At 38.2% G+C, this 19,345-nt stretch carries 18 protein-coding genes; 3 read left to right on the forward strand and 15 right to left on the reverse strand.

Going from position 1 to position 19,345, the window contains the following annotated elements; all coding sequences use genetic code 11:
* The first annotated feature begins 324 nt into the window (after positions 1–324).
* Positions 325–675, forward strand: coding sequence for a translation initiation factor (locus FNN09_RS15745; RefSeq protein WP_143303335.1), 351 nt, complete (start codon positions 325–327; stop codon positions 673–675).
* Between the two features lie 115 nt (positions 676–790).
* Here the strand turns inward: FNN09_RS15745 and FNN09_RS15750 are convergent, their stop codons facing one another.
* From FNN09_RS15750 to FNN09_RS15770, 5 genes are all read right to left on the reverse strand, one after another.
* Entirely contained in the window at positions 791–1,969 is a 1,179-nt protein-coding gene (locus FNN09_RS15750) for a TolC family protein (protein WP_143303336.1), read from the reverse strand.
* Positions 1,966–5,076: an efflux RND transporter permease subunit gene (locus FNN09_RS15755; RefSeq protein ID WP_143303337.1), complete on the reverse strand. Its 3,111-nt coding sequence runs from the start codon at positions 5,074–5,076 to the stop codon at positions 1,966–1,968. The genes FNN09_RS15750 and FNN09_RS15755 overlap by 4 nt, the downstream gene beginning before the upstream one ends.
* An 11-nt stretch (positions 5,077–5,087) precedes the next feature.
* Entirely contained in the window at positions 5,088–6,587 is a 1,500-nt protein-coding gene (locus FNN09_RS15760) for an efflux RND transporter periplasmic adaptor subunit (RefSeq protein ID WP_143303338.1), read from the reverse strand.
* Positions 6,588–6,676: 89 nt separating this feature from the next.
* Positions 6,677–6,985, reverse strand: coding sequence for a hypothetical protein (locus FNN09_RS15765; protein ID WP_143303339.1), 309 nt, complete (start codon positions 6,983–6,985; stop codon positions 6,677–6,679).
* Between the two features lie 86 nt (positions 6,986–7,071).
* A complete protein-coding gene (locus FNN09_RS15770) occupies positions 7,072–7,512 on the reverse strand; it encodes a hypothetical protein (protein WP_143303340.1) in 441 nt (146 codons plus the stop codon).
* A 164-nt stretch (positions 7,513–7,676) separates the two neighbouring features.
* Between FNN09_RS15770 and FNN09_RS15775 the strand changes: the two genes are divergently transcribed.
* Positions 7,677–8,387 carry a phosphatase PAP2 family protein gene (locus FNN09_RS15775; RefSeq protein WP_143303341.1) on the forward strand — a complete coding sequence of 237 codons (711 nt, stop codon included), beginning with the start codon at positions 7,677–7,679 and terminating at the stop codon, positions 8,385–8,387.
* On the opposite strand, the gene FNN09_RS15780 is transcribed toward FNN09_RS15775, so the two are convergent.
* The 9 genes from FNN09_RS15780 to FNN09_RS15820 form a co-directional block, all read right to left on the reverse strand.
* A complete protein-coding gene (locus FNN09_RS15780; RefSeq protein ID WP_143303342.1) occupies positions 8,384–9,292 on the reverse strand; it encodes a DMT family transporter in 909 nt (302 codons plus the stop codon). The two genes, FNN09_RS15775 and FNN09_RS15780, sit on opposite strands and share 4 nt — an antisense overlap.
* A 596-nt stretch (positions 9,293–9,888) precedes the next feature.
* A complete protein-coding gene (nhaA, locus tag FNN09_RS15785; RefSeq protein WP_143303343.1) occupies positions 9,889–11,268 on the reverse strand; it encodes a Na+/H+ antiporter NhaA in 1,380 nt (459 codons plus the stop codon).
* Positions 11,269–11,278: 10 nt separating this feature from the next.
* Positions 11,279–11,992: a sugar phosphate nucleotidyltransferase gene (locus FNN09_RS15790; protein WP_255434145.1), complete on the reverse strand. Its 714-nt coding sequence runs from the start codon at positions 11,990–11,992 to the stop codon at positions 11,279–11,281.
* Between the two features lie 155 nt (positions 11,993–12,147).
* On the reverse strand, positions 12,148–13,584 hold the full coding sequence (locus FNN09_RS15795; RefSeq protein WP_255434144.1) for an RNase adapter RapZ: 1,437 nt from the start codon (positions 13,582–13,584) through the stop codon (positions 12,148–12,150).
* 13 nt (positions 13,585–13,597) lie between these two features.
* Positions 13,598–14,296 carry a DUF554 domain-containing protein gene (locus tag FNN09_RS15800; protein ID WP_143303346.1) on the reverse strand — a complete coding sequence of 233 codons (699 nt, stop codon included), beginning with the start codon at positions 14,294–14,296 and terminating at the stop codon, positions 13,598–13,600.
* Between the two features lie 193 nt (positions 14,297–14,489).
* Positions 14,490–14,777, reverse strand: coding sequence for a GNAT family N-acetyltransferase (locus FNN09_RS21615; protein WP_367275687.1), 288 nt, complete (start codon positions 14,775–14,777; stop codon positions 14,490–14,492).
* Between the two features lie 40 nt (positions 14,778–14,817).
* The gene (locus FNN09_RS15810; protein WP_143303349.1) at positions 14,818–15,354 is read right to left on the reverse strand and encodes a transposase; all 537 of its coding nucleotides are present in this window, start codon (positions 15,352–15,354) and stop codon (positions 14,818–14,820) included.
* 166 nt (positions 15,355–15,520) lie between these two features.
* Positions 15,521–16,054 carry a hypothetical protein gene (locus FNN09_RS15815; RefSeq protein WP_143303351.1) on the reverse strand — a complete coding sequence of 178 codons (534 nt, stop codon included), beginning with the start codon at positions 16,052–16,054 and terminating at the stop codon, positions 15,521–15,523.
* 234 nt (positions 16,055–16,288) lie between these two features.
* Complete coding sequence (locus FNN09_RS15820) at positions 16,289–16,882, reverse strand: RDD family protein (protein ID WP_143303353.1); 594 nt, start codon at positions 16,880–16,882, stop codon at positions 16,289–16,291.
* A 493-nt stretch (positions 16,883–17,375) separates the two neighbouring features.
* Here FNN09_RS15820 and FNN09_RS15825 point away from each other — a divergent pair, with 493 nt between their 5' ends.
* Positions 17,376–18,101, forward strand: coding sequence for a DUF6261 family protein (locus FNN09_RS15825; RefSeq protein ID WP_143303354.1), 726 nt, complete (start codon positions 17,376–17,378; stop codon positions 18,099–18,101).
* Positions 18,102–18,198: 97 nt separating this feature from the next.
* Here FNN09_RS15825 and FNN09_RS15830 read toward each other — a convergent pair whose 3' ends face one another.
* On the reverse strand, positions 18,199–18,765 hold the full coding sequence (locus FNN09_RS15830) for a hypothetical protein (RefSeq protein WP_143303356.1): 567 nt from the start codon (positions 18,763–18,765) through the stop codon (positions 18,199–18,201).
* Positions 18,766–19,345 lie beyond the last annotated feature (580 nt).

Below are 19,345 nucleotides of genomic sequence, written 5' to 3' on the forward strand. Positions count from 1 at the left end.
TTTTATCTATCTGTTTATTAAAGTTAATGCAGCAGATGGAGCTTTTTGCCTAAGTTAAAAATCACGTTTGACTCCTAATTGGTTTTCTCATATTTAGGTATTCCACAAACTAACGATCTGTTTAAATTTATTTTCATTTGTCAGATGGAACTCTCAAGTAATGTTCATCATCCGCCTGTGTGTCAATCTGGATAATCAAATTTACATGATCGTTTCATGGTATTGGGTTTGAATTTGAAAATTAAGTAAAAAGCACTGGATAAGTAATTTTTATACAACAAAAAGTGCTTGGCATTATTACTTTTGTATAAAAAAAGTAAGGTAATGGCTAAAAAGAAGAAATGGAAAAATCTTGATGGCGTGGTATTTTCAACTAATCAGGATTACGACTACCAATATGATAATGATGAAGAACAGGAGACACTAGAACCTCAACAGCAGGATTTGCGGGTTATGCTGGATAAAAAACAAAGAGGTGGTAAAAAAGTGACTTTAGTTACTGGTTTTATAGGTCAGGATGATGACTTAAAGGACCTGGGTAAAATGCTAAAAAGCAAATGTGGCGTTGGTGGTTCGGTTAAGGATGGCGAAATACTAGTCCAAGGCGATTTTAGAGATAAGGTAGTTGAGCTGCTTAAAAACAGTGGCTATAAAGTTAAGAAATCGGGTGGTTGATATCATTGTATAAAAAATTCATCGCGCTGAGCTCAGTCGAAATAATAAGCTGATGTTATAGTATTATTTCGACTTATGCTCAACGAACGAATTTCAATCTTGTAAGCAAACAATACTAATTAAGCTGAAAGGCTTTCATTTGAGCTAAACTGGTATGGTAATTAAGCTGAGCATTTAGGGCATTCTCAACCGCTTGATAGTAAATACTCAGTTCTACCATGTATTCCAAAATGGTAATTTGACCATTTTCTAAAGCTGTTTGCAATAATTCGGCATTACTAAATGCACTTAATGATTCATCATAATCAGCTGCCACCTGTTGCATTTTTTGAGCTTGATGATACAAAGCTCTTAAGCCATGGTAAAGCTTTAAGCGCTCATCAGCCAATTCTGTTTCTTTCATCAAAGTATTCAATTTTGCTTGTTTTACCGTATTTTTATTTTCCCACAAAGGGATGGTAATCCCAACATTAACACCCTTAAACTTATCAACATTACTCGACTCTGAACTATATCCACCAGTGAGCTTTGGCAGAGTCATTGCCTTATTCAGTTTTTCGTTATACTGGCTCGCATACAAATCGATACTGAGGCTTTGTAATTGAGGTATGATATCGGCATTTTCGTTAAACCACAGTTCAAAATCACTTGGCAAAACTGTAAGGGGCCAATCTTCATTGTCGAAATTAATTATTTGACCACCATTTACACTTTGTAATTGCTCCATTAAAATCTGCTGTGCTGAGGCTAGTTGCGCAAAATCGTTTTGTGCATTCAAAAGATTAATATCAGCTTTGTTACGCTCAATAATATTGGCATCTCCCTCATCAAACTTTATATGAAAGGCTTTAGCTATTTCACGGGCATGCTCAAGCCTAATCTCATATTCATTGATGAGAGCTTTATAATAAATTATGCGGAACAAAATTTGCTGAGCGTTAAGCATTACAGCATTATAGGCATTTAAATAATCACTCTCCGCTTTTTCGTTCAAACTATTCATCATTTGCTTTCGGTAACGATAGGCCGATGGAAAGTCAAAACTTTGGCGAACATGAAACTCCTGTTTATTACCAAGTTCATTGGTATTTCCCCATTGATAAATGTACTCAATTTGCGGGTTCGATGGATTTAAACCTGTCTTATTACCTACAATAACAGCATCGGCTTGCGCCCGCAATCTTTTGAGTGTCAAATTATTTTCCTCCACCGCTTGAAGAAAAGGAACAATTGATTGCTGCGCACTAAGGATGCTCGTCAGCATTACTAAAACAACTACTATCGAAATTCTCATGATTGACCTCCTTTCTCTACCAATGCTTTGTTCTTTTTTCGTAACAAATAATATACAATTGGTATTACATACATATTTAACAAGGTAGATGTTAATAAACCTCCCAAAATTACTTTAGCCATGGGGCTTTGAATCTCATTCCCAGGCTGGTCGCCATTTAAAGCGAGGGGAATTAATGCCAAAGCAGCTGTTAAAGCTGTCATTAAAATTGGATTTAAGCGATCACTTGAACCATTAACAATCAACTCTTTTATTGAAACTCCAGATTGTGTGAACTGCTGATAATTGGAAATTAATAGAATACCATTTCGTGTGGCTATTCCAAACAAAGTGATGAACCCAATTATAGCCGGGATACTAATTACGCCTGAAGTTATTTTTATGGCAAAAACGCCACCAATTAGGGCCAGTGGTAAATTCAACAGAATTATACTTGCCAATCGGGCATTTTTAAACTCCTGGTATAGCAATAAGAAAATTATACAGATAGCTAATATTGATGTTAGCAAGAGCGTTTGAGAAGCTTTTGCTTCACTTTCAAACTGACCGCCATACTCAATTCGGTAGCCTTCTGGTAAGTACATTTGCATTTTCACAAGCTGTTTAATGTCATTAACAGTGCTTCGCAAATCGCGTCCAGCCACATTTGCCGAAACCACTAATTTACGCTGTACATTTTCGCGCGACACCATGCCCGGGCCAGTTGCTGAACTGATGGTCGCAACATTTTCAAGCGGTACTTTTCTGCCATCATCTGTATCAATCAAAGCTTTTTTGAGTCCTTCAACTGTGCTTGTATAATCGTGATTGAAGCGCAATACCAGGTCAAAACTTTTCTGGCCTTCGTAAATATCTGCTAATTTTTCGCCCGCAAAAGCAACATCTACAAACTCATTAAACTCATTCATGGTAATACCATACATGGCTAATTTGTTTCGATCGGCTTTAATTTGCAATTGTGGCACTTCTGTTTGTTGTTCCACATTAACATCTACCAGCCCCTCAACATTTTGTACTGTATTCTTCAATTGATTACCCAAAACAAATAATTGATTCAGATCCTGACCAAATATTTTAATGGCTATATTAGCTCTGGTACCCGATAACATATGATCGATGCGGTGCCCCAATGGCTGACCAACGGTGGTGGCTACACCCGGTACACTGGCCAAACAATCCCTTACTTCTTCCATAAATTCATCCTGATGACGATCACCCAGAATAAAATTGACATCAATCTCAGCACTATTGGTGGTTTGTGAATGTTCATCCAATTCGCCACGTCCGGTTCTTCTGGCCGTGCTAGTTACCTCTGGTATTAACAACAATTGCTCTTCTATTAAATTTCCCAACTGATTGCTTACCTCTAAGGACACACCCGGCTGACTAACGGCAGATATAGTTAAAGCGCCCTCATTAAATTCTGGCAAAAAACTTCGTCCCATGCGACTCATAACACCCATCGCTACAATAAACAACATCAGGCTACCAATAAGAAACCCCGTTTTATGATTTAAAACCCAGTGAAGAGATGTCTTATAATTTGCTTGTAAGAACCGCGACAAACGACCGTCTTTACTTTTCTTTTGCAGGTATTTATCATTCGACAATAATAAATGACACAAAAGCGGCGTAATTGTCATGGCAATTAGCAAGGACATAAACAAGGAAACAATATAGGCTATACCAAGGGGCTGCAGCATGCGTCCCTCCATTCCTGATAAAAAGAACAAAGGAATAAAAGCAACTATAATGATTAGCGTTGCATTTAATATAGACGCCCTAATCTCTTTTGAGGCCTCATACACGATAACAATGGATGATGCTCGCTCCTTTTTCGGTTTTTGGTAATTTTGCCGCAAGCGTTTGTAAACATTCTCCACGTCAATAATGGCATCATCAACCAATGAGCCAATGGCAATAGCCATACCACCCAAACTCATGGTATTGATATTTAAATCGAGGTATTTTAAAACAATAATGGCTCCCAATAAGGACAAAGGAATTGCCAGCAAAGAAATAATGGTGGTTCTAAAACTTCCTAAGAATAAGAACAGAATTATCACAACAAACAAACCTCCCTCTAATAAGGCTCTTCGCACATTATTAACTGATGTTTCAATGAAATCAGCTTGTCGAAATATCTTGGTATCTAGCTTAACGTCGCTTGGCAAAGTTTCAATCAGCTCCAATAGGTTGGCTTCAATCTTTTGAGTAAGTGCCAAAGTATTGGTAACTGGCTGCTTTGAGATAGAAATAACAACAGCCGGAGTGGCATTTTGCGATGCGTAGCCCATTTTCACTGCAGGCTCAATTACTACTTCTGCAAGATTTCTGACATAGATCGGTAATCCCTTATTTTGCTTGACGAGCGAATTCCCCAATACTTCAATACTGGAACTTCGAGCCATGCCTCTAACAACATATTCATTACCAAATTCGCGCACCACCCCGCCAGTACTATTCTGGCTTATACCAGAACACACTTCAGCCAGTTCATCCAATGACACTTGATAATGCATCATCTTCATTGGGTCAGCCAACACTTTATACTGCTTGTAATCACCACCAATAATTGTTACCTGTGAGACCCCTCCTGTTGCTAATAAAAGTGGTTTTACCTGCCAATCGGCAATGGTTCTCAAGCTCATTAAATCCGTACTGTCTGATTGCAAACCAATAAACAGAATTTCTCCCATTACACTTGACTGAGGAGCTAATACTGGTTGTGATATACCCAGTGGTAATTGCCCCGCTAGTGTCACAAGCTTCTCACTTACAATCTGACGCGCCTTAAACACATCTGTTCCCCAATCAAATTCAACCCATACAAATGAAAAACCATGAGAGCTAGCTGAACGAACACGTCGCACATCCGTTGCTCCATTCACAGCGGTTTCAATAGGGAAAGATACCAGGCGTTCAACTTCCTCGGTTGCCATGCCATGCGCATCTGTCATAATTACCACTGTGGGCGCGGTTAAATCGGGAAAAACGTCAACATCCATATTATTAGCAGTGTAAACACCTGCCAACATAAGCACCACTGCTCCCAACAGCACTATCAGCTTATTGTGGAGCGAAAAATGTATAATCTTATTTAGCATAAATCCCTCTCTTAATGTACATGACCGGCATGTGGGTCAACTGTATTAGACATGGCTGCCAGCTTAACTAAAATAGCTCCCTGAGTTACAATACGCTCCCCGGCCATTAAGCCCTTTTCAATCACAAACATATGGCCATCGTTATTACCAATTTCAACTTGACGCCTCTCAAATAGCTCTGGAGTCAATTGAATGTATACAAAATACAAACCCTGCATCTCTACAAGTGCTGATTTTGGTACTAACAAGCGTTGCTTATTATCACTGGTTTTTAAATAAACATTTACCACACCGCCATCAAGTAGTAATGGGTGATGGTCTATCTCCATCATTACTGGTATTTGTTGAGAGCTTTTATCAACCGACTGTCCAACTGATACAAGGTATCCATCCAAATCGCTCAAATTCATTATTTCATGATTATTGAATTCGATAGATGCATCGCTTAAATGCTCAATTGAAAGCATTTGAGAACTTGGCACGAGAGCGGTAATTAACATGCGACTGTTTTGCCCTATTGATAAAAGCGGACTACCAGCAGTGACATAGTCACCATTATTAACATAGACCTCATCAATAAAACCTGTTGCAGATGATCTTATACGTTCACCGTTTACATTAACGGTTGACTGCAAGCTACGCCACTGATTACGAGCTTTGTCTAATCGAGCTTTTGCTTCCAATAACTTACGATCAGAAACAATTTTTTGCTGATGCAAACGCTGATCCCGTTCATAATCGGTTTTTGCAATTTCATATTCCACTTTTGCCTCTTGCAAACGCACAATAGCATTATTCTCAGTTAGACCTTTCCCCGAAATAGTTAATAAACTCTCACCTTTTCTAATATCTTTACCAGCTGTAAGCAATCCAGCTGTGAACTGAACAAAGCCGTTTGATTTAGCGGCAACAACGCTCTTAGCCAATGGAGAAATGGTCACTCTGGCACTTGCTTTAAATACATCACCAAAACTCTGTAACGCTATTTCTTCGGCTTTAAAATCAACTTTCCATGATTGCTCTTTGGTAAAGCTAATACCATTGGGCGACGATGGGATATCCTTTTCCGCCCAGTGCACAGCCTCATGCGGATCGTCATAAACCATTACATCGTCGATGCTTACTTGATGGTTTTTACCATCCAGTAAAAATTCAAAAACCAAGCGTCCTTTACCAGTATATTCAGGTTGAATCGCCAGTTTAAATATACCTGGTTTAAGCGCATTTTCCGACTTTACACGAATACCCTTTTGGCCTACCTCAAGAGATAGATTCAGGTACGGTGTTACGATTGGTTTAAAATTTTCCAAACTAGTTAAGTGCACAATTAACTCCGAAGTACCCCCAACAGCCAAAGGCTGAACGTCGGCAAAAACCTCCACTTTACCGGAGTATGCTGTGTAAGGCACTGTAATATCATCATGTGCATGACCACCATTATCAGAAACCTTTGAAGTACAGGCAACAGATAAAAGCAACATGCTAAAGCATATTAGTTTAACTAAATTCATTTGTTATATTTTGTTATGACAACCTAATTAATAAAAGCACCACCAACAGAAAAGTTCTTCTCTGTTGGTGATAGCCTTAGACCTGCTTTTTAATGCTGGTGACCGTGGTCATGATCATGACCGTGATGTTCATGAGACTCTGTTTCATTGGCATGCTTCACTTCAATGCATTCAGTTTTAGTCTTACAACTATCTTTACTGCACTCTTTAGAGCAAGCATGTTCGTCTTTTACATCATAGGCCTCTTGAGCAGGCGTGGCATGATCTGTAGTTCCATGAGCTTCGTGAACAGTACCATCGGCATGCACATGCACACCCTCTTTCTGTTCTGCTTTTTTAGTTCCGCATGATGATAAAACAAAGGCCGAAACAGCCAGTACAAACAAAATTTTTCGCATGATTTCAATAGATTGAATTAGTAAATAAAAGTCATATCAATTGCCCCATTTTAAATAAGACAATCAATTAATTTCTTAAGTTTCAATCATGCTATTGCAGGCGGCGCCCTTAAGGGAACTGCATAATTATAACCCTCCAGGAGTTTTTGAGGGAAGTAATCTATTTGGTGGTTTGTTATTTCATTAACCGGCTCATTCAACTGAATGATTGCTACAACATAGGCAAACATGGGTAAAGCCATTGTTTTTGAGGTAACTGGCCTAACATCGAAATGACATGCGGCGTGATCGTCATGCTCATGGTGATGATGCAACTCTGTATCTGCTGTATGATGATGGTGACGGAGCCCTTCACTATGTGCTTCAATTCCTGAGCCATGGTGATGCTCACACTCTAGCTGCTGAACGCTGCTCATTAACTCACTGGCGATACCAAAATGATGATCATGAGGAATCACATTGTGCGCAAATATCACGCTGTAAACAGCTAATAACAGAAAGGCAATATGTTGTCTGAGTTTAAGCATTCTCACAATTTTACAAAAAAAATATCATTCAAAACTAGTTTTAAGAATGATTTAACAAGACAGTAATAGAAAGCGTAACTAAATAGTAAAAAAGTATGTATTAAGGTTGGTTATTTATTCAAAGTAATTGAATAAAAACTTAAATTCGTTGCAAATAAAATTTTATGGGATTCTTACAATCACTCATCGAACTGGATAAGGAATTATTGCTTTTTCTAAATAGTTTCCACAATGGCTATTGGGATAACTTTTTTTGGATGTTTACCAGCAAAGAGGTTTGGATACCACTTTACCTCACCATTGCCTACGTATTATTTAAAAACCATGGCTTAAGAGGGATTGTAACTTTACTGGCAATTGGACTTTTGATCACCTTGTGCGATCAGATTTCAACAAATGTATTTAAAGAGGGCTTTGAGCGTTTGCGACCATCTCGCGACGAAGATCTAAAGTATTTGGTTCATCTTATAAATGGCAAGCGTGGCGGTATGTATGGATTTGTTTCATCCCACTCTACCAATGCCTTTGGCTTGGCTATGTTTACCAGTCTTATATTCCGCAACAAAACATTTAGCATTTTCATGTTTACCTGGGCAGCTATTAATGCCTATTCAAGAGTATACATGGGTGTGCATTACCCAGGTGATATTATTGGTGGATTTCTATTGGGAATAATACTCGGTCGCATTGTTTACGGCATCTATTTACGCATATTCCCACGCTTTGTTATGGTATCGCACCACAATAAACGGATACTAAAAGCAGGCATTGCCGAAACGTTTGGCAGCGATTATAAAACGATATATTTCACCATAATTATAATGGTTGGCACCTTGTTAACCGCCGCTAAAGTGATGTTGAAGATTACCGGTTAAAACCAGAAAAGAACGACCACTCCTAATACGGCTATTGCGGCACCCAATACTTCTTTGAGTGACACCCGCTCTTTAAACAAAAGGATAGCCGGAGGGATAATTAGTACAGGTACGATAGACATGATGGTTGAAGCCACGCCTGTTGTGGTATACTTAATTGCCAACAAAGAAAACGATACTCCCAAAAATGGGCCAAAAAAGGCTCCAATAGAAATACGGGCCATGGCAGCACCATAACTCAAAGCTTTAATGACTTTAGGCCAATGCCCGGTAAATAGAAAGAGTATAGAAAAGCCAAGCGTACCAGCCAGCACTCTAATCATGGTGGCTGAAGCAGGATCGTAATCGCCCATACCAAGCTTACTCAGCACCAAGCCCAAGCCCTGACCACTAGCACCTCCGAATGCCAACAGAATACCTTTAATCGGATATTTTATTTGCAGTCGTTTGCCTTTTTGAGGTTTACCCAATATGACCAGAGAGATACCAAGCATGGTTATTATCATCCCAGCCACATGGGCTAAGGTTAATTGTTCGCCCAATATAAGCCAGCCAAAGAAAGCAGCCAATGGTGGCGAAAGAGACATGACAAGCATGGAGATGCGAGCTCCTATCACTACAAAAGCCTGAAAAAGGAGCATATCACCAATTACAAAACCAACCAGCCCACTTATACCTAACCACATCCATTGATACGTATCAGCCCCCTCAGGAAAGAAGTAACCAAAGCGAAAATACTGCAAGGTCCCCAATAAACCAATGGCCATAAACAGGCGAATAATATTAACCGACATGGAGCCAACTTTCTTACCCGCTGACTCAAATGAAAGTGAGGTAAATGTCCAGCATACTGCCGTTACTAATGCTGCTAATTCTCCTTGATGTGCGGCAATAAAATTATTCATTGTGTTTTTGGTTGATGCAATTTTGCTGTAAACATAGGCAATATTGCCCAAATTATTTTTTTCGCTATAGCTGCGACAGGGAAATTGCTTTTAAAACTAATTACACCACCCCGCCTGTCGGCACCCCTCCTAAAGTTCAGGAGGGGACGTTTTTTCATCCCTCTCATCCTTGCCAAGGAGGAGTACCACGAAGTGGGGAGGTGGTTAAAATGCTTAAAAGCGAATTCCCTGATAGCTGCGATGGCTCCAACTTTTTTCTGCAGTCAAAAAAGTTGACAAAAAGTCCGTCGGCTGCACCCACTTAGTTCACTAAAGTGTTAGTTTTTAAATGAGTTCATGTTTTCCGCTTTGCTCCAATTCTCTCAAAAAACTAGGTTTCATAACTGAAATTGTTTTAAACTCGACTTTTTTGTTCCAACAAAAGTCTCAAACAAAAAAACAATTCTTAAACGTTATTTCAATCCTGTTTTTTGGCTCACTGGCTGAGGCCGAGATTGAACAAGGTGTACAGCATATTCAACAAAATTATTTTAGATGCTATTGAAACATAGGCAAAAAAAAGGAGCACCATTTTGGTACTCCTTATTCTATAATTTTTATCTCGTTGTTATGGGCTTACTCTCTTCATCCTTTCTCAAAGAATATTTGAGCAGGTAGAAACCGGCTAATCCGGCAATGATAGAACCCACGAAAATACCAATCTTCGCTTGATTCAATAACTCAGCACTTCCTTTAAAGCCTAAACTGGCAATAAATATGGACATGGTAAAACCAATTCCACCTAAAAATGCCAGACCTAAGAATGATAACCATGACGAACGCTTAGGCTTAACAGCAATACCAAGCCTAACAGCCAACCATGAAAAGAAAGTGATACCAATACCTTTACCAACAACTAAACTAAAGGCAATAGCCAGTGATAATGTTGTAAATACTTCGCCGCTTCCTTCGCCGTGATGAATTAAAGTAACACCTGCATTGGCCAATGCAAACACTGGCAACACAAACAAACTGATAAAACCATGAAACTGGTGTTCGATCAATTGCAGTGGACTCTGTACCTTTTTCACACTGTAGTTAATATCATTGATGGCATATAATTGATCATCGGTTAATACACGTTCGTTTTCACTTTTAGGCACCGAATCAAAACGTGTTAAGCCGGATTTGATACGAGCTAAAAATTCATTGACATGAACTTTTGGACGGGCAGGAATGGTAAAGGCAATTAATACACCCGCAATGGTGGCATGCAAACCTGAACCAGGTCCATTAACACCTGATTGTAAAAACAAATACCAAATGATAAAACCTAAGAAAGTATAGAGTTTAAGGTTCTGGATATTTCTAAGGTTTGCGATTGTTAAAACAATAAGTAATCCACCTGCAATTAAAAGGTTCATCCACTGAAGGTCGCCACCATAAAACAAGGCAATTACCAATACAGCACCCAAGTCATCTACAATGGCTAAGGCTGTAAGAAATACTTTCAACGCAAGAGGCACTCGTTTTCCTAAAAGTGATAGAATACCCAATGAAAAAGCAATATCGGTTGCCATTGGTATACCCCAACCTTTCGATGCTGTTCCTTCGAAGCCAAACATCATGTATAAAGCAATTGGCACCACCATACCTCCAATAGCGGCAAAAATTGGTAACGATGCTTGCTTAAATGAACTCAGCTCTCCAGCTAAAAACTCACGCTTGATTTCTAAGCCCACCACAAAAAAGAAAATGGCCATTAATCCATCGTTAATCCAGTGTGTTAAACCCATTTCAACACTAAACAGTTCGGAAGAAATGCCAAACTTACTGTGCCAAAAATGATCGTAACTCACGTAATCTACGTTAGCCCAAACAACCGCTATTGCAGTAGCAAGCATTAATAAAGCACTACCGCTGGAGAAAAATTTCATAAATTGCTGAAGCGGATCGCCTAAACGCCCTCTTCCTGTTCCACTTTGAATTTCATTCATATTAGTTAGTTTATTTCCCTGAATAATATTTTTCTGCGTCTTGTAATTTCTCTATTGTTCCCACATCAAACCAGGCCTCATTATCATCAACCTGATAACCATTTATTTGATATTGTGCTGCCAAATCTAAATAAGCCTGAATAATTGAAAACGGCCTTATTGCACCCATTTTATTTAAAAGATGAGCTTCAACAATGTGCATTCCACTAAAAGCTAAGTCTTTTTTATTACTAGCCTGATAAACATCTATTTGCTCTTGTGTTTTTGTATTTTTCCATCCACACAAATGCATTTTATCATCAAATAATAAATAACGTGATGTATTACGCTTTTTAACCATTAAGGTTGCATCGTTTTTATTATTTCGATGCGAATATATGAAACTTTCTAGATTTGTAGATGTGATAATATCAACATTTCGTATCAGAACAGGTTCATTTGCAATAAAAAAAGGTTTTGCTTTCAGCAGCCCCCCACCAGTTTCCAATAGTAAATCCGATTCGTCAGATATAATTACATCAGCCTGCCAATCATTCGCTTCTACAAAATCGATTATTTGCTGAGCAAAATGGTGTACGTTAACCACAATTCGTTTAACACCTACTGCTTCCATACTTTTAATAGCGTGCCACAATAAGGGCTTACCCATAAAAGGAGCTAAGGCTTTAGGAAGATTATTGGTGAGTGGCTTTAGGCGCGTGCCGAGGCCGGCAGCAAAAATCATTGCATTCACTAGTCTCTTATTTTTTTAGGTTTGCACAATTTTGATTCCTTTTTAGAACCAATACCACATTTTTTGCACTCATAAACATGGCTCTCTTTCACCACCGGATTGTTTAGCTTCTCCGGATCTTTACATTTCTTTCTTGCCATCGTACTTTACTTCTTCTTCATTTCTTGCTCTACATGCTTCAGCTCAACATTAACCTTGTACTTATGCTGCAAATGCGTTGCCAGTGCCTCGGCACTATATACAGAACGGTGTTGTCCACCCGTACATCCAAAATTAACCATTAGGTTTTGAAAGCCACGCGATATGTATTTCTCAACAGATTTTTCAACCAGGGCAAACGAATCTTTCAAAAATTCTGCCATCTCAGGCTCTTTAGCAAAAAAGGTGATCACCTCCTCATCCTTACCCGTCTTATCCGCATACTCGGGATAACGCCCAGGATTATGAATGGCTCGACAGTCGAAAACAAAGCCACCTCCGTTACCAGATACATCAACAGGCACACCTCTTTTAAATGAAAAACTGGTGATGTAAACAGTAAGGGTCGTTGACTTTTGACCTATCGTCTTTAGCTCTTCAGATTCACAAACATTGTGGAGAGCGGCAAAAAGCGTTGGTAGTTCAATGCCCAACTCAACCTTATCAAGCAGGTATTTTAAATTGCTGATTGCAAAAGGAATACTCTTTAAAAAATGCTCTTTCTTTTCGTAAAAGCCCCTAAAACCGTAGGCTCCCATGGCCTGCATAATACGAATTAACACATAACCCTGGTAATGTCGTATAAAGTCTGGGCGGTCTACTGTCTGATGTTTTTGTAATTCATCGACATAATAATCCAGTAGCTCTTCTCTTATTTCGTTAGGAATATCGGCCTTGGCATCGAACAACAAAGAAGCCAAATCGTATTGCAAAGCACCTTTACGCCCTCCCTGGTAATCGATAAACCATGGCTCATCATTCACCACCATTATGTTACGCGACTGGAAATCGCGATATAGGAAATAATTATGCTCGACTTCGAGTAGAAAATCGATTAAACGATGATAATCATCTTCGAGTGCCTGCTCGTCAAATGGCACACGTGCTAACTTAAGAAAATAGTACTTAAAGTAATGCAAATCCCACAACATGGATTGACGGTCAAAAGCCTGACGCGGATAGCAATGATCATAGTCTAAACCTTCGCCACCTTTCACCTGAAAATCAATCAGACTCTTCAGTGTTTTTTTATAAAACACAAGCAAATCATCGGGGAACGACTGTTCCTTTCTTACGCCCTGTAAGAAACTATATAGTGTTACATCGCCCAAATCTTGTTGCAGGTAAACATGCTTCTCTAAATTGTGTGCATACACCTCAGGCACCGACAAATCCTTTTCTTTAAAGTGTTTTGAAAACTCAATAAAGGCACGATTTTCCTTTTCATCGGCATTAAAGGCGCCAAGGGCAGTTTTAGTACGACCTGTGATACGGTAGTACTCGCGATATGAGCCCGATTGAGGCAACATCACAAAAGAGCGAGCCTCTTCTCCGGCCCACTTTTCAAACATTTGAATTAGTATATTTTTTGTATTTATTTCCAAGGTATAATTTTTATCAAATGACGTTAAAATAAAGAGCTAACCAAGCCATTAGCACCACCACCAATAAAGACGGCAACATATTCATAATACGAATGTGTTTAATTTCTAATATATTAATTCCTAAACCCACTAGTAAAACACCACCAACAGCACTTAGTTCGTTAATAATTACCGGAGCAATAAAATCACCCAAAATAAAGGCTAAAAGAGTTATGCCTCCTTGAAACAATAGCATGGGTACAACCGACAGTCCCACGCCCATACCAAAAACCGATGCCAGAGCAATGGATGAAAATCCATCCATCAAAGCTTTAGTCATTAAAATTTCCGATCCGTTTCCCATTCCCTCATCAATGGCACCTAGTATGGTCATTGAACCAACGCAATACAATAAAAAAGCCGTTAGCATGCCCTCTGTTATTTTAGGGTTCTTAAGTTTTAGTCGTGTTTTTAACCAATCACTCAGGCCTTCTACTTTTTTATCTAAATCGAGCAATTCTCCAATGACGGTACCCAATATCAAACTGAAAATAATAATTAGAATGGCTTCGCCTTTTATGGCCATACTCACCCCTAACACCAAAGTAAACAAGCCTAGTACTTGAAAAACCCCTTTGGTAACTTTCTCTGGGATTCGATTACCAATCAATATTCCGATGGTGCTTCCCACAAGTACAGTTAAAACGTTTAATAATGTTCCGCCAAATAGCATTACACGTGTGTTTTTTATATTGAACGCATAAAAATAGTTTAATATCCAGTAATAAGGGAATACATCTAAAAGAAAAAAGGGTATAGTTGCTTATGCCCTGCCTATTTATTTTTTATTGATGAATGTTTTATCTACGAATTACATCAATATCACGCGAAAGTAATCGCCCAATAGCGGAGTTTGTTAGCATTTCTTATTTCTCTAGTTTCATATGTAAAGTCGGATAAGGTTTGCCTGATAAATCCAATTCTGAACGTTTACATGTTTTAAATCCAAATTTTTCATAAAATCCAACCGCCTGTTCATTGTCTTCATTCACGTCAACTTTTGTAACTTTTTGTTCGTCGATTGCATATTCTAAGAGGTCCTTTCCAATACCATTTCCTCTTTCTTTTGGATGTACAAAAAGCATTTCAAGATCACCCCACTGCTCCCGCGCGAAACAGCGTTCGACGAAGTCAATCCCTTCGCGTGGTTTGATTCAATATCACGCGAAAGAATGCGCGCGATAGCAGGTTATACTATTTAATCACAACTATATCCAACAAACCATTTTCTCCACTATAATCTCTGGCACTACTATACACATAATCTTCAGGACGAAAAACCAAACCCTCCTCTACTGGGTTATTATGGATGTAAGCAATCTTCTCATCAATCACCTTATTGCTCCATAATTCAACTGGTTTATTGTCATGCCTCCAAAACTGGTGATTGTTTACATTTGATGATTTTAATGCTTCATTCTTAAACTGTTCCAACAACCATTCTTTCCGACTCTCTATTGCTTTAACAATTGCATTACTCGTAAAGCGTTTGAAATCACCTAAGAGTAATTCAGGCTTTTGTTTATTGATACTTCTGAAAATCAGATGCACATGATTGGTCATTATACACCAGGCAAAGATTTCCATGCCTTTATTCTTACTACAGAAATCTAAACTTTCAATTAAAAGGTCTTTGTATTCATTTCGAGTAAAAACATCCAGCCATTCTACTACTGCAAAGCTGACAAAATAGGTGCCTTCATGGTTATGAAATTTATAGTTCCTACTCATATAATCAAATATAAACAAAGCTGTGATCCTGTGCGAAGCCTTTCGCGGGGTTTATCCAACATCACGCGAAAGAATTCGCGCGATAGCGGGGTTCAGAAACCTGCTTAAACTGCTAAATAATCACGAGTCCATATGCTTTATACTAGCGTATTGTACGTTGGCATTTTTATTTATTCATGTCATTGCAGTATTTTTCAAATTCCTGCTTCAAATCAACATTCTCTTCTTCTGTTATTAAATATCCTATTTTGATTTGACCATTATCATTTGTAACTCTGTATTCAACAATTTCGTTATTACCTCTTTGTTTGAGTGAACTTTCAAAAGGTTTTGCATAAATATTACCCCCAATAAAAGTGCTATCTTCTTTATTCCAATAATGAACATTTTTGTAAATGTCGATTAAACTATCAGGTTGTCTTGTTAGTATACCTTTATCAAATTCATAGCTCATATACATCAGGTATTGTGGTCCAGATTGATTAATCCTCATTTCTTGTAATACATTACCTAAAAAACTCAGCTTGCTGCTATGTGACTCATTACTTGTTAGTTCATTGCGTGAATTATATCTTTCTAAAGATAAGCCAGTCCAAACACCTTTAACTTCAGTAACATCTTTCTCAATAATTATTTCATCCTTACTACAAGAAATCATTGTTATAGTTAGAATAAGAAATAGAATTTGTACTCTAATCATATTGTGTTTTTATTTACATCTTCGGTTTTCATGCTTGTGTACAACGTTTCGAATAAGAGGTCGTGGGCTGAATTTGAAAATCCAAACCTCCAAACTCCCACCAAGCCGAAGCTTTTGTTTTGGTTATAAATTTATTCTTTTTACTAGCCGAAGCAAAAGCTTCGGCGAACTTATTAAAAGAGCAAAACCTCAAATTTTATACTGGCAGCCCATGCCTTTTATTTATTGTTGGCATTAGTTTTTTCTTCTAATAACAGTTGTTTTTGATAAATAGTCGTGAAAACCATTCTTCGTAAATATGTACGAGAACTGGTCAAACGGTATAAGTCTGCATAAGGTTCTAATAAAAATATCTGTAGAAGTTGGGCTTTCTCCATTGGGTTTTACTACAATTGTTTTGGTTAACATTTTCCCTATGGTTTTTCCAAATTTTACTTCTAATACTATGTAGTAAGCAAAGTATAACGCAATCAATAAAACAAAACTGATAAATCCTAATGTAAGTTGGTCTGTTCCTGTTAAGACAAGATTTATAGTTCCTGCTATTATAAAATAAAGAACAAGGTATGAGATTGTATCTACAAGAAGGTGGACAAATCGAAGCATTGAGCTAGGAACATTTGATTCAATTTTATTTTTTTGTTTAGTCTCCTCGACTACCTCTTCTTTAATTGTTTGTTGTTCTTCTATTGAAAGGTTTCTTTTCTGTAATTCTTTTTCTGCACAATGAATAGCTTCTGGTTGATAGTCTTCCTTATGAACAGTTAATATTTTTATCAACTCTTCATCGCTTCTTTGTGCCATTACTTCTGTAAAATCTTTATTCATAGTTTATGTCTTATTCTAGGTTTCTTGCTTGCTCGGTTTTGAAATTAATGCCAACTCGTTTTTAACATGCAATGCATGTTATTTCAAATATAGAAAAAGTAGAGTGTAATAATACTTATTTGAATTTATTATTGACATTCGCTGTGCTCCCGCGCGCAAGCAGGGCAGCTCAAACTCCACAGGTAAGCCTTTACGGATGTCATCTTTTTAATAATTCTCCTGCCCTCAGCGGCAACACTTCCAGCCATTTGGAAATGGCGCTGCCCTGAGCAGGGGCATTTCCAAACGTTTGGAAACCTTCCTGCCGCGAGCGGGAACATTTCCAAACGTTTGGAAACGATGCTGCCGTGAGCAGGAAGACTTCCAAATGATTGGAAGCGATCTCGCCGACAGCGGGAAGATTTTATGTTCGACATTGCCTGACATTTCTCATGTTTTAGTAAACAATAATATATCATCTTTATACTGAACCATTCATAATTCTAAAAACAATATGGAAAAAGTAACTCCATACTTTGGTAATTATAACCAAAGTGAATGCATCCAGTACTTGTTGGATGCGGCAGCACTATGTGCCAAGCCTAACAATGAAAGTCTGTCTACACCCTTACAGGCGCTGGCACAAGGCAATACCAAACTGGTACAGGCCTTTAAAAAAGACAAGAAAAGTAACATTACAAAACTATTAACACAGTATGACCAACGTCGCGATGATGCAGTAGTATGTCTGCGCATGTGCGCTCAGGCTTATACCAATCATTACGATACTGAAATGCGCGAAGCTGCACATATTGTATTAAATACGATAGATAAGTATGGCAAATCGTTGCACAAGCTGAATTATCAATCGGAAACCAGTGTACTTTCTAATTTGTATACCGATTGCACCACAGAGCCAGTTGCCAGTGCAGTTGCTAAAATCCTTATGAGCGATGTGGTTGAAGAGATGAATACAGCTAACAGCCTGTTTAATGAAACATATCTGGCACGTGTGGAGGAATCGGCAGCTAAGGAACAGATTGCAACAGGTCAGCTCGTGCAGGATGCCATAGCCAACTACCGTCATTTGGTTACATTTATTGAGGCCTATAATACCATTAATCCCGATGGTGGATATGATACACTGCTGAAACAACTTAGCGAGTTGGCAGTCAAATACAATGGTTTAATAACGACTAGCGAAACCAGAGAGGAAGTTGAAGAAGAACTTCTGGATTAAAACAAAACATTAACCATGAATAGGTTCACCCATAACAAACCCGCTTGATTAGTTTCGAGCGGGTTTATTTGTTTTTTTGATAATTCGAGCTAATATCTTATGATTTGTTAGCCCTTGCTTTCATCCAGTTAACCAAGCATATAAGCAACAAAACAATCAGTACTATAAAATACAAGGTGGTAAATGTACTTTTAATAACAGAAAAGGCTGATGTAAGTGTAACTAGAGATACAGATACATCGGGATAGGCAGATAGCAGGCGAATTATTCCAAAATTCTCGGCATAATCGAATACACCTGCAATAAGCGGAATCAGGCACAAGTTCCACAGCGTAGTATTCAGTTGCTTCATCTTTTTAAGCACATATGCCAATAAACTGCCATAACAAAGTATAAACAGCACGGGGTATATCATATCGAGTGGTATCTGACGCCATAAATACAAATAGCGCCCACTCTCGCCTAATGCTGCTAATAATGTAGAAACATAAGCTGAATCATAACCTCCAGGCATCATATCAAGTAGTTTCATACCATCGGCAAAGGCCATAGTCTGGGGTATTGTAAACAATAACATGGTAGCATAAACCAGATTGGTAACTATAAAAAGCCACAGTACTTTTATGCCTGTTATTTTGTTAAGATGTGTTTTAAGTGTTTTCATGTTTGGCCGTTTGATGTTTTGTATACCATCATTAGAGGTGTAGCTCTTTATTACGTCAATTATAATATTTAAACGATTCATATCCAACCGTACAATATGCAAAAATTAAACTACCGCCTCAACGGTTGAGACAGTGTGGTATTGACCACCTCAGGAAGTTTGCTGGTAAGGTAAACGGCCTTTTTGTCTTCATAAAGCACATTATTATCCTTAAAGAAATGAACTAACATTTGCTTTCTCTTTAATCTGCCACCCATTATACCGCATCTAAATGCATCGTACCATTTATAATACCGATTTAATATCAAAATGAGCCTTTTGCTTCGCTTACTCCTCGCATTCGTATTTAAGATTCAACCACTTTGTGGTTGTTACAAAAAAAGGTATATATCATACCCCCTGCATTCCATGCAGGGTTATTAATATTAATTCCTTTTCAGGATTTATCACCAACAACCACAGGGTGGTTGAATAAGAATAACCCCGGATAAAATCTGGGGCAAATAAAAATTCTCAATTATAGAATCCTAAAGGGATTCAACTTTTAAATGCAATTGCGATGCACTTACTCCCAAAACCT

It is taken from the genome of Carboxylicivirga sp. M1479 (genome assembly GCF_007097485.1).
Classification (GTDB): Bacteria; Bacteroidota; Bacteroidia; order Bacteroidales; family Marinilabiliaceae; genus Carboxylicivirga.

What these genes read in the sequence shown, in the direction of transcription:
- FNN09_RS15745 (WP_143303335.1), top strand. Translation starts at nt 325, where the DNA reads ATGGCTAAAAAGAAGAAATGGAAAAATCTTGATGGCGTGGTATTTTCA.
- FNN09_RS15750 (WP_143303336.1), bottom strand. Translation starts at nt 1,969, where the DNA reads ATGAGAATTTCGATAGTAGTTGTTTTAGTAATGCTGACGAGCATCCTT.
- FNN09_RS15755 (WP_143303337.1), bottom strand. Translation starts at nt 5,076, where the DNA reads ATGCTAAATAAGATTATACATTTTTCGCTCCACAATAAGCTGATAGTG.
- FNN09_RS15760 (WP_143303338.1), bottom strand. Translation starts at nt 6,587, where the DNA reads ATGAATTTAGTTAAACTAATATGCTTTAGCATGTTGCTTTTATCTGTT.
- FNN09_RS15765 (WP_143303339.1), bottom strand. Translation starts at nt 6,985, where the DNA reads ATGCGAAAAATTTTGTTTGTACTGGCTGTTTCGGCCTTTGTTTTATCA.
- FNN09_RS15770 (WP_143303340.1), bottom strand. Translation starts at nt 7,512, where the DNA reads ATGCTTAAACTCAGACAACATATTGCCTTTCTGTTATTAGCTGTTTAC.
- FNN09_RS15775 (WP_143303341.1), top strand. Translation starts at nt 7,677, where the DNA reads ATGGGATTCTTACAATCACTCATCGAACTGGATAAGGAATTATTGCTT.
- FNN09_RS15780 (WP_143303342.1), bottom strand. Translation starts at nt 9,292, where the DNA reads ATGAATAATTTTATTGCCGCACATCAAGGAGAATTAGCAGCATTAGTA.
- nhaA (WP_143303343.1), bottom strand. Translation starts at nt 11,268, where the DNA reads ATGAATGAAATTCAAAGTGGAACAGGAAGAGGGCGTTTAGGCGATCCG.
- FNN09_RS15790 (WP_255434145.1), bottom strand. Translation starts at nt 11,992, where the DNA reads ATGATTTTTGCTGCCGGCCTCGGCACGCGCCTAAAGCCACTCACCAAT.
- FNN09_RS15800 (WP_143303346.1), bottom strand. Translation starts at nt 14,296, where the DNA reads ATGCTATTTGGCGGAACATTATTAAACGTTTTAACTGTACTTGTGGGA.
- FNN09_RS15810 (WP_143303349.1), bottom strand. Translation starts at nt 15,354, where the DNA reads ATGAGTAGGAACTATAAATTTCATAACCATGAAGGCACCTATTTTGTC.
- FNN09_RS15815 (WP_143303351.1), bottom strand. Translation starts at nt 16,054, where the DNA reads ATGATTAGAGTACAAATTCTATTTCTTATTCTAACTATAACAATGATT.
- FNN09_RS15820 (WP_143303353.1), bottom strand. Translation starts at nt 16,882, where the DNA reads ATGAATAAAGATTTTACAGAAGTAATGGCACAAAGAAGCGATGAAGAG.
- FNN09_RS15825 (WP_143303354.1), top strand. Translation starts at nt 17,376, where the DNA reads ATGGAAAAAGTAACTCCATACTTTGGTAATTATAACCAAAGTGAATGC.
- FNN09_RS15830 (WP_143303356.1), bottom strand. Translation starts at nt 18,765, where the DNA reads ATGAAAACACTTAAAACACATCTTAACAAAATAACAGGCATAAAAGTA.